The sequence below is a fragment of the Longispora sp. NPDC051575 genome (assembly GCF_040681875.1).
GTDB lineage: Bacteria > Actinomycetota > Actinomycetes > Mycobacteriales > Micromonosporaceae > Longispora.
In genome coordinates, this window is record NZ_JBFAZP010000004.1 from 38,082 (window position 1) to 50,187 (window position 12,106).

Below are 12,106 nucleotides of genomic sequence, written 5' to 3' on the forward strand. Positions count from 1 at the left end.
TCTAGGGCCCGGGCGCGGCACCGCCGCCGATAGCGGGCGCGGGTCCCGGCGGCGGGTCCGCGCGGGGTGGGGGCTGCCGACCGTGCGGGGCGGCTCCCGGGCAGGGCAGGCCCGCGTGGGCGAACCCGTCAGAGCAGGCCCGCGCGGGCCGCCGCGAGTTCGGAGCGGACCTGTTCGAGGACGCGGCCCATCCGGTCCCGGGCGTCGAGGAACCCGGAGTCCGTGCCCCGGTACTCGATCCGGGCGTCGCCCGTCGCCAGCAGCACCTCCGCCAGCTCCGGGTGCTGCCGGCACCGCGCCCGGTGCAGCTCGGCCACCACCGCCTCCCGCGCCACCGTCCACTCCGGACGATGCCCGCCGGCCGCGAGCAGCCTCCGGGCGTCCCAGTCGCTGCGCGCGCCCCGGATCGCGTCGCGCACCCCGGGATCGGCGGCGGCCAGGGCCAGGTACGCCCGGCTGAGGGTCGGGTACGTGTGCCCGCCGACCTCGACCGGCGCCGGGTACTCCGCGCGCAGCACGTGCACGCTCGGCGGCCCCGGCCAGCTCCCGAAGACGGTGTCCAGCACGACGGTCGGCTGCCCGGCCCCGGCGGGGCCGTCCGCGTGCCGCCGGGTGTCCGCCTCGTCGGCGGCCCGGGCCCGGTCGGCGAAGAACTCCAGCGCCTCCGCGTGGTCCTCGGCGGTCACCGGGTCGCCGTCGCCGTCGAGGGGCTCGCCGGCCGGGGTGGTCAGCGCCCGGTACGGCCAGTCCTTGACGTCCATGTCGCCCAGGTACATCCGCTCGTGTTCCGGCACCGCCAGGTACGCCTCGCGCAGGGCGGACCGGTTCTCCTCGGTGGGCGCGCGGCGGAACACCTCCACGGCCTCGTCGCACCGGGCCTCGGCGGTGGGCCGGCCGGCGAGCCGGTCCATCTCGTTGCGGACCTCGGCGAACAGGTCGTCGGCGGTCAGCTGGTCGTAGGAGTGGGCGAACTCCCAGGTGGCCAACTCGAACGCGGAGGCCCGCGCGCCGTCGCGGGGCGTGACCGTGATCCAGCCGGAGTCGAGTTTCGCGCGGAGCTCGTCGAGGGTGAGCAGGCCCCAGCACTCGACGACCCCGTCGGCGTACACGATGAGGTCGGTGAGGAAATAGGTGTCGCCGTTGCGGACGAAGACGGGCCGCCAGGTGCCGTCGATCCGTTCCTCGTCGACCATCCGGTACGCGCGCCGCTTCGTCACGGGCCCAGTATGGCCACCGCGCGCCACCCCGCCGGGTCCGTGTGGGCGCGGGGCGCGGGCGCCCGGCCGTCGGGAGCGCGGGGCGGCCGCCCGTCGCAGCCCGCGCGGACGCCCCCGCTCAGCCGGGTGTCACCCGCCCCGGGGTTCCGGCAGTTCCCGCAGCCGGCTGACCGGCGACACCACCAACGCGATCACCACCAGCGCGGACGCCACCGCCGCGACGGTCAGCGCGCCCCGGGCCCCGATCGCGCCGGACAGCAGCCCGGCCGCCAACCCGCCGAGGGCGCCGCCGCCGAACAGCAGGGTCCGGAACACGGCCGTCATCCGGCCCATCATCGACTGCGGGGTGGCGGTCTGCCGCAGGCTCACGATGATCACCCCGGCGACGCCGAGCCCCAGGTACGTCAGGAAGAACGACGCCACGAACAGGGCCACCATCACCGGCCGGGGGCCGGCGGCGAGCGGGATCAGCGCGGGGCCGAGGACCAGCGCCGACTGGGCGACGAGGTAGACCCTGCCCAGGGGGAAGCGCCGGATCACCCGCCGGGAGATGGTCGCCCCGATCAGGCCGCCGACGGAGGCGGTCGCGAAGACCCCGCCGAGCGTGGCTGCGTTCAGGCCCAGGTCGTGCGTGCCGTACAGCAGGAACATGGTCCATACCGTGACCAGGGAGAAGTTGCAGCAGAACCCGACGAGGGCCAGGGCTCGCAGCACCGGGTCGCCGAACACCCAGGCCAGGCCCTCGCGGAGTTCCGGGCCGAGCCGGCGCCGCCCGGCGGGTGCGGGGCGCGGTTCGGGGGTGCGGATCAGGAGCAGCGAGACCACGGACGCCAGGTAGGAGCACGCGTCGACGACCAGCGCCACCGGGGCGGTCACGGCGCTGACCAGGGCGCCGGCCAGCCCGGGGCCGGCCACGTCGGCGGCCGAGGAGCTGACCCCCATCTTCGCGCCGGCCTCGACGTAGTGCGCCGGGTCGCGGACCAGGGTCGGCACATAGGACATCCAGCTCACGTCGAACAGCACCGACGCGACGCCGATCGCGCAGGCGATCAGCAGCAGCGGGGTCATCCGCAGCACGTCCAGCGCGGCCAGCGCCGGGATCAGGGCCAGCAGGACCAGCCGGACCGCGTTCGCGCCGAGCATCACCGGTCGCCGCCGGACCCGGTCGACCCACACCCCGAAGACCAGGGCGAGTCCGAGGTACGGCGCGAGCTGCAGGAACCGCAGCAGCCCCACCTGGGCGTCGGTGGCCCCGAACGCGTGGATCGCGGTGAGCGGCAGGGCCAGGTTCGTGACCTGGGTGCCGAGCAGCGACAGGGTCTCGCCGAGCCAGAACTTGAGGAAGTCGCCGTTCCGCCACAGGCTCGCGGGCCGGGCCGGGGCATCCAGGACGGTCACCGGGCGCCCCGTCCGGTCCGGGTGGCCGGGGTCGCGGGTCGGGTCGGAGTCACCGGAGGCCCGCCCCGGCCAGTTCCGCCACGAGCCCCGCGACCCGCTCGATCTCGTCGTGGGTGTTGTAGTAGTGCGGGGACAGCCGCAGGCACCAGTCCACGTCCTTGTCGCCGAAGTCGAACTGCGCGAACTCCCGGAAGCTCAGCGCCGAGTTCACCCCCCGGGCGTCGAGCGCGGCCTTGAACGGCTGCGCCTGCCACCCCTCGACGGCGAACGTGACCAGCGCGCCCAGTTCCGGGCCCCGGTCGAGGACCCGCACCCCGTCGATGACCTCCAGCCAGCTGCGCAGCCGGGCGGCCAGCGCCGGGGTCCGCCGGGAGATGGCCGCCATGCCGACGTCGCGGGCGTACCGGGTGGCGGCGGCGCAGCCCAGCACCGTCGCGTACGGGAACTCCCACTCCTCGAACCGGGCGGCGGTGTCCGACCGGCGGTACGCGTCCGGGGCCGTCCACCTCGCGCCGTGCATGTCGGGGAACAGCGGCTCGTACCCGGCGTGCAGGAACCGGTCGGACACGTAGAGGAAGCCGGAGCCGCGCGGGCCGCGGAGAAACTTGCGGCAGGTGGCGGTGAGCAGGTCGCAGCCGAGGGCGGCCACATCGAGGGGGTACTGCCCGACGGACTGGCACGCGTCCACCAGGTACAACAGGTCCAGTTCCCGGCAGTGCGCGCCGATCTCGGCGACGGGTTGCACGAGGCCGGAGTTGGTGGGGATGTGGGTGGCGGCCACCAGCCGGGGACGGTGCTCGCGCATCAGGGCGGCCATCGCGGGGACGTCGACCCCGCCCTCGGGCGCGTCGGGGGCGTGCACGACCCGTACCCCGAACCGCTTCCTGAGAGACAGGAAGGCGATCTGGTTGGAGACGAAGTCGTTGCGCGTGGTCAGGATGACGTCGCCGGCCGCGAAGGGGATCGACGACAGCGCGGTGGCGTAGGCGTGGGTGGCGCTGCCGGCGAAGGCGATGTTGTGCGGCTGGGCGCCGATCAGCGCGGCGATCTCGGTGTAGAAGGCGCGGACCCCGTCGGCGCGGGCGGCGGACGCCTCGTACCCGCCGATCTGGGATTCGAGGGTGAGGTGGTCGAGCATCGTGGCCAGCACGGGGGCGGCGAGCAGCCCGCAGCCGGCGTTGTTGAGGTGGGTGACCCGCTCGCAGCCGGGGGTGTCGGCCCGCAGCGCCGCGATGTCGAGTAGCGATTCCCCCGGGGAGACAAAAGCGCTATCCTTTGTACTCATGTCAGACAGTAGCACTTCTGTCGATCTGGTCACCACCCTCCGGGCGCTGCTCCGCGGGCTGTCCCCCGGCGACCGCCTGCCCAGCAGCCGCGAACTGATCGCGCGCCACCACGTCAGCCCCGTCACCGTCGCCCGGGCCATCGCCCAGCTCGCCGCCGAGGGCGCGGTCGTCACCCGGCCGGGCAGCGGCACCTACGCCGCGACGCCCCGGACCCGGCCCGGCGAGGGCCCCGCCGACACCGCCTGGCAGACGATCGCGCTCACCGACCGCGCCGTGGACACCCGGTCCATCACGGACGGCCTGGGTCCCGCGCCCGCCGGCACCCTCCTGCTCGACGGCGGCTACCTGCACCGGTCCCTGCAGCCCACCCGGGCCCTGGGCGCGGCCCTGGCCCGGGCCGCCCGCCGCCCCGACGCGTGGGACCGGGCCCCCACCAGCGGGCTGGCCGCGCTGCGCGCCGTGTTCGCCGGCATCGCGGGCGGCGGGGTGACCCCGGAGGACGTCCTCGTCACGGCCGGCGGCCAGAGCGCGCTGTCCATGGTGTTCCGGGCGGTGGCCGCCCCCGGCAGCCCGGTACTCGTCGAATGCCCCACCTACCCCGGGGCGCTCGCCTCGGCCCGGGCCGCCGGCCTGCGCCCCGTGCCGGTGCCGATGGACGACGACGGGGTCCGGCCCGACCTGCTCGCCGACGCGTTCGCGATGACGGGCGCGCGGCTGTTCTACTGCCAGCCGACGTACCACAACCCGACCGGGACCGTGCTGTCCGCCGACCGTCGCCGGCAGGTGCTCGACGTGGCCCGGGCGGCCGGCGCGTTCGTGGTCGAGGACGACTTCGCCCGGCACCTCGGGCACGGCGGCCCGACGCCCCGGCCGCTGGTCGCCGACGACCGGGACGGCACCGTCGTGCACCTGACCTCGCTGACCAAGCCCGCCGCGCCCAGCCTGCGGGTCGGCGCCCTGGTGGCCCGGGGCCCGGTGATGGAACGGCTGCGGGCCCTGCGCCGGGTCGACGACTTCTTCGTGCCCCGGCCGCTCCAGGAGGCCGCGCTGGAGCTGGTCAGCTCGCCGGCGTGGGACCGGCACGTCCGGGGCCTGGCGACGGCGCTGCGCGACCGGCACGCGGAGCTGTCCGCCGCCCTGGCCCGGGAGGTTCCCGGGTGGACCGTGGCCCGGCCGGTCGGCGGCGGGCTGCACCTGTGGGTCCGGCTGCCGGTCGGCGCCGACGCGGGGGCGGCGGCCCGGGCCGCGCGGCAGGTGGGGGTGGCGGTGAGCGTCGGCGACCGGTACTTCGCGGCCGAGCCGGCCGAGGCGTGCCTGCGGCTGGGGTTCGCGGCGACGGCGGACCGGGCGGAGCTGGCCGAGGCGGCGAGGCGGCTCGGCCAGCTGTAGTCCCGGGGCGGGTTCTGGCCCCGTGCGGCGCGGCCCGTCGTGGCCCTCCGCCGGTCCTGGCCCGCCGTGGCCCGTCGCAGGGCCCGGCCCGTTGCGGGGCCCGGGCCCTGATCAGCCCCGCAGGTACTGAGTGATCGCCTGCGTCGCCACCGCGCCCTGCCCGACCGCCGACCCGACCCGCTTCACCGACCCGGCCCGCACGTCGCCCGCCGCGAACACCCCCGGCATCGACGTCTCCATCAGCAGCGGCTCCCGGTCGGCCGCCCACGGCACGGGCAGCCGGTCGGGCCGGGACCGCACGTCCGGTCCGGTGAGGACGAAGCCGAACTCGTCCAGCCCGACCGCGTCGGCCACCCAGGCGCTGCACGGGGTGGTGCCGATCAGGATGTACAGCGAGCCGGCCGGCACCGTCTCCGTGTCCCCGGTCGCGACGTCGCGGAGCACCAGCGCGGCCAGCCGGCCCTGCCCGATCGCCTCGGCCAGCTCGACGCCCTCGCGCAGTACGACGGCCGGGTGGTCGACGAGCCGCTCGACCAGGTAGTTCGAGGTGGCCGAGGCGTGGATGGACTTCTCCCGGACCAGGACGGTGACGGAGCGGGCGTGCTCGGCGAAGTACAGGGCCGCCTGGCCGGCGGAGTTGCCCGACCCGAGGATGTAGACGTCCTCCCCGGCGGTCTGGCCGGCCTCGGTGAGCGACGCTCCGTAGTAGACGCCGGCGTTGAGCAGGTCCGCCACGCCCGGGGCCGCCAGCCGCCGGTAGGACATGCCGGTCGCGACGAGGACGGCCCGGGCGGCCAGTTCCGCCCCGTCGGTGAGCACCACCCGGTTCACGCCGTCCTCGCCCGCGCGCAGCCCGGCGGCGACGCTGGTGCACAGCCACTCCACCCCGAACCGCTTCGCCTGGGCGAGCGCGCGCTGGGCCAGGTCCGCGCCGGTCAGGCCGGACGGGAAGCCGAGGTAGTTCTCGATCGTGGACGTACTGCCGGCCTGCCCGCCCGGGGCGTCGTCCTCGATGATCAGCACGGAGAAGCCCTCGCAGGCGCCGTACACGGCAGCCGCCAGGCCGGCCGGTCCGCCGCCGACGATGACCAGGTCGTATCTGTCGCGGGTCGCCTCCTGGGTCAGCCCCAGCGCGCGGGCCAGCTCCGCGAGGCTCGGGTCCGCGAACGACCGGCCGTCGCCGAGCGCGACCGTGGTCGGGGCCGCCTCGTCCTCGGTGTCGACCCACTCGAACGGGATCACGTTGCGGGCGAGGAAGTCCTTGACCTCGTACGACCGGGCGGCGAACCGGTGACCGGTGACCCGGACCCCCAGGTGCGCGGCCATGTTCTGCGAGTCCCAGTCGAACAGCACGTCGTCGAGGGCCGGGTACAGCCGCTCGTCGGCGGGCAGGTACGGGGCCACCAGGTAGCGGTCCAGCCCGGTCCGGTTGATCGCGTCGAGGGCGGCGTCGGCGTCGGTGGCGGCGCACAGCAGTACCCGTTTCGCGCCGGGCTGGTCGTCGCGGAGCGTCGCGAGCAGTTCGGTGCCGAGGCCGTCGGTCAGGTGCTGCTGGGTGACGACGAGTGCGATCGGCGAGCCGACCTGCGGCAACCGGCGGGCCAGGGCCAGGGCCTCGGCGCGGCCGGACGCGCCGACCACCCGGAACCGGTCGAGGTAGCGGGCCCGGAGCCCGGCCACGAGCTCCTCGCGGGCCAGGACGTCGCCGTCGACGAGGACGACGGCGGGGCGTGGGGCGGCGTTCATGCCGGGGACCTCCAGGGTGCGGGCGCGCGCGGATGTGCGGTTAGAGTCAGATCAAATGTCTTTATTATTCTATTTGGAGTGTTGATGTCTCTTATCCCCACCCTCGACCGGCGTCCGCCGTCCGGGGCGGGTGCCCGGACGGAGGTCGCCACGGCCGTGCGGGAACCCGCCGCCGGGGTGGCCGTCGCGCCCCGCGCCCGGGGACTCGCCCGGGCCGGGGCCGCCGACCAGCTGCGGTTCGGGCTGCGGCACCGGGTGCCGGCCCTGCTCCGGCGGGCGCCGCTCCCCCGGCGGTGGGCGGTCCGGGACGACACCGTCCGCCTGCCCGGCGCGCTGCTCGCCCGGTTCCGCGCGACCTACGGCGACGCCGTCTGGGTCCGGGACCAGCGGGGCCCGGCACTGCTGGTGCTGGGGACGAACGGCCTGCTCCGGGTACTGCACGGGCCCGCCGCCCCGGGGCACCCGCACGCCGCGATCGTCCGCCGGGTGATCGGCGAGGAGGTCGGGCGGCTGCTCACGGCCCGCGCGGTGCTCACCCGGGCCGTGTTCCAGAACTCCGTGGACCGGATGGCCCGCCGGATCGTGCTCGGCGACGCGGCGGCCGACGACGCCGAGGTCACGGGCCTGTACCTGGAGCTGCGGTCCGAGGGCAACTGGCTGGGTACCCGCCCCTGGCGGACCGACCGGGCCCGGGCCGCGCACGACCGGCTCGCCGAGCGGCTCCGGTCCTATCTGGACGCCGCCGCGCCGGGCAGCCTCGTCGCGGCCCTCGCGGCCGACATGACGTCCGGCATCCACGGCGGCCCGATGGCGGCCGGCAACTCCGGCGATTCGGTGGCGGCCGGCGTCCCCGGCGCGGTGTCCGGCCCGGCGGGGACCGACGGCGTCCCGGTCGGTCAGATCGCGCACTGGTTCCTGGCGTTCGACATCCTCGCCGACACCGGCCTGACCACGCTCGTCGTGCTCGCCGGGGAACCCGGGCTCGGCGACCGGGCCCGCCGGGACCACGACGTGGCGCGGGCCTGCGTCCTGGAGACCCTGCGGCTGTGGCCCCCGGCCGGCGACCTGTTCCGGGAGACCACCCGGGACCTGGACTGGGACGGCGAGTTCCTCCCGGCGGGCACCCGTCTCCTGGTGCCGGCCGCGTTCCACGAGCGCGCTCGGTCCGTGGCGGACCCCGACGCGTTCCGGCCCGACATCCGGGACCCGTGGCCGGGCGCCGGGTTCTTCCCGCTCGGCCCGGACGGGGCGGGCGAGGACCTCGGGCTGCTGATGGCCACGGAGCTGGTGGCACAGTCCCTGGACCGGGGCCGGTACCGGCTGCTGTCGGCGGGGCTGCCCGTGCGGGGGCCGTTGCCGCAGGTGCTGGACCCGGGGGCGTTCCGGCTCTCCGTGGGCCGGCGCTGACCGGATACGGTCGGAACGGCACACCGACCAGCCCCTGAGGAGAGTGCGGGATGACCGGCATCCGAGACGACTTCCTGGCCACGGCCCGCACCGCCGCGCGCCTGCTGCGGGACCCCGCGGTCGCCGCCCGGTGGGACGGGCCGAGCGCGCTCGCCGAGTTCAGCGTCGGCGGCCTGGCGGGCCACCTGGCGTACCAGGTCCTGGCGGTGCCGACGATCCTCGCCGGCCCGGTGCCGCACGAGCCCACCATCCCGGTCCTGGAGCACTACGGCCAGGTCGCGTGGGTCGGCACGGCCCCGGACGAGGACATCAACGTCCGGATCCGCGCCGGGGGCGACCAGGAGGCCGCCGACGGGCCGGACGCCCTGGCCGCGCGGGTGGACGCCGCCCTCGCGGAACTGGACGCGGGTCTGGTGGAGGAGCCGGACCGGGCGGTGCGGATCCCGTTCTGGGGCCCGTGGTCGTTGACGCTCGACGACCTGCTGGTCACCCGGATGATGGAGCTCGCGGTGCACTCCGACGACCTGGCGGTCAGCGTGGGCGTGCCGACGCCGGAGCTGCCGGCCGGCGCGGTCGACACGGTCGTGGACCTGCTGTCCCGGCTGGCCGTGCGCCGGCACGGTCCGACGGCCGTACTGCGGGCCCTCAGCCGCGCCGAACGCGCCCCGACCACGATCACGGCCTTCTGACCCGACCGGCGCCGGTGCCGACCGGGCCCGCCGGAGCCCGGTCGGCGGAGAGTCGCCGCCGACCGACCGCTACCTCGGAACGGTCGCCGTGATCGCCGCCGCGCACAGCTCGGCGATCTCGTCCACCTCCCCCTCCGTCACCGTCAGCGGCGGCCCGAGCAGGATCAGGTCGCCCTCGACCCCGTCGGCGCACCCGGTCCCGGAGTACACGAGCAGGCCCGACTCCCGGGCCGCCGCCACGATCCGTTCGGTCACCCGGTCGGCGCGCGGGAACGGCGCCCGGGAGTCGCGGTCGGCGACCAGTTCGACGCCGATCAGCAGGCCCCGGCCCCGGATGTCCCCGACGTGCGGGTGCCCGGCGAGCCGCCCGGCGAGGACGGCGGCGAGCCGGTCGCCCCGGGTCGCCGACGCGGACACCAGGTCCCGGTCGCGGAGGATGCCCAGCACCGCCAGGCCGGTGGCGGCGCCGACCACGTGGTGGGAGTACGTGAAGCCGTGCGTGAACCCGGTGGACAGGATCGTGTCGTGTACCTCGCCGGAGCACACGGCGAGCCCGAGGGGCCAGTACCCGGATGCTGTGCCCTTGCCCGCGACCAGGATGTCGGGGCGCACCCCCCAGTGGTCGACCCCGAACCAGCGCCCGGTCCGGCCGAAGCCCGTCATCACCTCGTCGGCGATCAGCAGCACCCCGTGTCGCCGGCACGCGTCGGCGACGGCCGGCCAGTAGTCGTCGGGGGGCACGCAGCCGCCGAGCCCGGCCCCGGCGATCGGTTCGGCGACGAACGCGGCCACCGGTTCGGCGCGGAACAGGTCCTCCAGCGCGGCGGCGTGCCGGGCCCCGCAGCCGACGGGATGGCTGTCCGGGAACGGGCAGCGGTACTCGTACGGCGTCGAGGTGTGCCGGGCCTGGCCGAGCCACGGCCGGTACGGGTCCCGCAGGGCGGCGCGGCCGGACACGTCGAGCGCGCCCCGGGAGTTGCCGTGGTAGGAGCCGTGCCGCCCGATGACGACGTGCCGGTCCTCGCCGCGCGCCCGGTGGTAGGCGCGGGCCATCTTCAGCGCGGTCTCCACGGCCTCGCTGCCCCCGGACACCGGGTAGACCCGGGGCGCGTCGACGGGCAGGACCGTGGCGAGCGCGTCGGCGTAGGCCTCCAGGGCGTCGGAGGTGAACATGGTGCCGTGCGCGTAGGAGACCCGGGCGGCCTGGGCGGCGGCGGCCCGGACCACCTCGGTGGCGCCGTGCCCGACGCCGACGACGATCGCGCCGCCGGCCGCGTCGAGGTAGCGCCTGCCGTCGGTGTCCCACATCTCGGTGCCGAGCGCCGTGGCGATCCGGGGCAGCGGGCCGGTGGCGCGGGAGAAGACGTGGCTCACGTCAGGTACACCCCTTCCGGGTCGAGCTCTTCGCGCAGCAGGCGGAGTTCCTCGTCGGTCGGGGCGGGCGTGGTGACCAGGTCCGCCGAGACCCGCACCTCCCAGCCGGTGGCGGCGCGGACCTCGTCGAGGGTGACCCCGGGGTGCAGGGCGACCAGGGTCAGCTCGTCGCGGGCGGCGAACTCGCCCAGGTCGGTGACGACCCTGCTCAGGCCGCGCCCGGAGCTGGTCACGAAGTCGACCCGGTCCACGAAGGACCGCCGGGACTGGCGCATCAGCACGAACACCTCGCCCGCGTTCTGCGCGATGTCGCACGCCCCGCCGGAGCCGGGCAGCCGGAACTTCGGGTGCGCGTAGTCGTCCCCGATGACGGTGGTGTTGACGTTGCCGTGCCGGTCGAGCTGGGCGGCGCCGAGGAAGCCGACGTCGACCAGGCCGCCCTGGAGGTAGTACTGGAAGAGTTCGACCATGCTCATGGCCGCGACCGCGCCGGTGACCAGGCACGGGTCCCCGATCGACAGCGGCAGCCGGGCCGGGCGGGCCCCGCACACCCCGGACTCGTAGATCAGTTCGATGTCGGGGGCGACGGTGCGCTGGGCGAGGGCCACACTGATGTTGGGCAGGCCGATGCCGACGAAGCAGACCCGTCGGCCGGCCAGGGCGCGGGCCCCGGCGACGACCATCATCTCGGTACGCGTGTAGGTCACCGGTAGTCCCCGTAGTCCACCGAACCGGACGGCGCGGGCGCCGGGGTCAGGTCGTCGAAGTAGGAGTCGCCGAGTTTGGCCAGGTAGCCGGCGTGGTCGCGGGTGCCGTGCACCCATTCGTCCAGCCACGCCTCCAGCAGGGCCGGGTCGCGGCTGATGTGCTCCCAGGCCAGGTAGAACCGGTTGTCCCGGTCGTAGTGGCCCTGGGCGTAGGAGGGGTGCGCGCCGCGCGGGCAGTGCACGACGGCGTCGACCTTGAGGCCGGGCAGCAGGGTCCGGTTCGGGTCGGCGCGGATCACGGACTCCTCGACCAGTTCCTCCACGACGACGATCACCCGCCTCGCCGCGAACGCCGCCTCCTTCTGGCAGCCGAGCAGCCCCCAGGCCTGGGTGTTGCCGTGTTTGTCGGCGCGCTGGGCGTGCACGATGGTCACGTCGGGGTGCAGGGGCGGGACGGCGTACACCTCCTCGCCGTCGAAGGGCGACGTCACGGTGCGGATGTTGTCGTTGACCGTGGGCAGGTCGCTGTCGACGTAGGACCGGAGCGGGAAGAACGGCAGCCGGGCGGCGCCGGCGGCGTACCGGCCGACCATGCCGAAGTGCGAGTACTCCTCGACCTCGAACCCGGGCCCCTCCACCAGCCGCCGGACGGCGTGCAGCGAGCCGACGCCGGGGTTGCCCAGCCAGGAGAACACGAGTTTGCGGGCCACCCCGGCGCCGATCAGCTGGTCGTAGATCACGTCGGGGGTGAGCCGGCACAGGGTCAGGTCCCGTTTGCGCTGCCGGATCACCTCGTGCCCGGCGGCGAAGGAGATCAGGTGGGTGAAGCCCTCGATCGCCAGGGTGTCGCCGTCGCGGACCAGGTCCGCGACGGCCTCGCGCATCGTGGCGAC

Annotated in this window: 10 protein-coding genes; 3 read left to right on the plus strand and 7 right to left on the minus strand. The window is 75.6% G+C overall.

The window, feature by feature from the left end; genetic code table 11:
- Positions 1 to 128 precede the first annotated feature (128 nt).
- From AB0M43_RS11200 to AB0M43_RS11210, 3 genes are all read right to left on the minus strand, one after another.
- Positions 129 to 1,217 (minus strand): NADAR family protein, encoded by a 1,089-nt coding sequence (locus tag AB0M43_RS11200; RefSeq protein ID WP_363723425.1) that lies wholly within the window; start codon positions 1,215 to 1,217, stop codon positions 129 to 131.
- A 129-nt stretch (positions 1,218 to 1,346) separates the two neighbouring features.
- Positions 1,347 to 2,615, minus strand: a complete 1,269-nt coding sequence (locus tag AB0M43_RS11205; protein ID WP_363723427.1) for an MFS transporter — start codon at positions 2,613 to 2,615, stop codon at positions 1,347 to 1,349.
- Between the two features lie 49 nt (positions 2,616 to 2,664).
- The gene (locus AB0M43_RS11210) at positions 2,665 to 3,900 is read right to left on the minus strand and encodes an aminotransferase class V-fold PLP-dependent enzyme (protein ID WP_363723428.1); all 1,236 of its coding nucleotides are present in this window, start codon (positions 3,898 to 3,900) and stop codon (positions 2,665 to 2,667) included.
- Here AB0M43_RS11210 and AB0M43_RS11215 point away from each other — a divergent pair.
- Complete coding sequence (locus tag AB0M43_RS11215; RefSeq protein WP_363723430.1) at positions 3,899 to 5,290, plus strand: PLP-dependent aminotransferase family protein; 1,392 nt, start codon at positions 3,899 to 3,901, stop codon at positions 5,288 to 5,290. The genes AB0M43_RS11210 and AB0M43_RS11215 overlap by 2 nt on opposite strands.
- A gap of 111 nt (positions 5,291 to 5,401) precedes the next feature.
- Here AB0M43_RS11215 and AB0M43_RS11220 read toward each other — a convergent pair whose 3' ends face one another.
- The gene (locus tag AB0M43_RS11220; RefSeq protein ID WP_363723432.1) at positions 5,402 to 7,036 is read right to left on the minus strand and encodes an FAD-dependent oxidoreductase; all 1,635 of its coding nucleotides are present in this window, start codon (positions 7,034 to 7,036) and stop codon (positions 5,402 to 5,404) included.
- An 84-nt stretch (positions 7,037 to 7,120) separates the two neighbouring features.
- Between AB0M43_RS11220 and AB0M43_RS11225 the strand changes: the two genes are divergently transcribed.
- Positions 7,121 to 8,443: a cytochrome P450 gene (locus tag AB0M43_RS11225; RefSeq protein ID WP_363724540.1), complete on the plus strand. Its 1,323-nt coding sequence runs from the start codon at positions 7,121 to 7,123 to the stop codon at positions 8,441 to 8,443.
- A gap of 50 nt (positions 8,444 to 8,493) precedes the next feature.
- The gene (locus tag AB0M43_RS11230; protein ID WP_363723434.1) at positions 8,494 to 9,132 is read left to right on the plus strand and encodes a maleylpyruvate isomerase N-terminal domain-containing protein; all 639 of its coding nucleotides are present in this window, start codon (positions 8,494 to 8,496) and stop codon (positions 9,130 to 9,132) included.
- 69 nt (positions 9,133 to 9,201) lie between these two features.
- Here the strand turns inward: AB0M43_RS11230 and AB0M43_RS11235 are convergent, their stop codons facing one another.
- Genes AB0M43_RS11235 through AB0M43_RS11245 form a run of 3 tightly spaced genes read right to left on the minus strand, consistent with a single transcriptional unit; the run spans position 9,202 to position 12,097 of the window.
- Complete coding sequence (locus AB0M43_RS11235; protein ID WP_363723436.1) at positions 9,202 to 10,506, minus strand: aminotransferase class III-fold pyridoxal phosphate-dependent enzyme; 1,305 nt, start codon at positions 10,504 to 10,506, stop codon at positions 9,202 to 9,204.
- Positions 10,503 to 11,213 carry a CoA-transferase gene (locus AB0M43_RS11240; RefSeq protein ID WP_363723438.1) on the minus strand — a complete coding sequence of 237 codons (711 nt, stop codon included), beginning with the start codon at positions 11,211 to 11,213 and terminating at the stop codon, positions 10,503 to 10,505. Before AB0M43_RS11240 ends, AB0M43_RS11235 begins: the two co-directional genes overlap by 4 nt.
- Positions 11,210 to 12,097: a CoA-transferase gene (locus AB0M43_RS11245; RefSeq protein WP_363723440.1), complete on the minus strand. Its 888-nt coding sequence runs from the start codon at positions 12,095 to 12,097 to the stop codon at positions 11,210 to 11,212. Before AB0M43_RS11245 ends, AB0M43_RS11240 begins: the two co-directional genes overlap by 4 nt.
- Positions 12,098 to 12,106 lie beyond the last annotated feature (9 nt).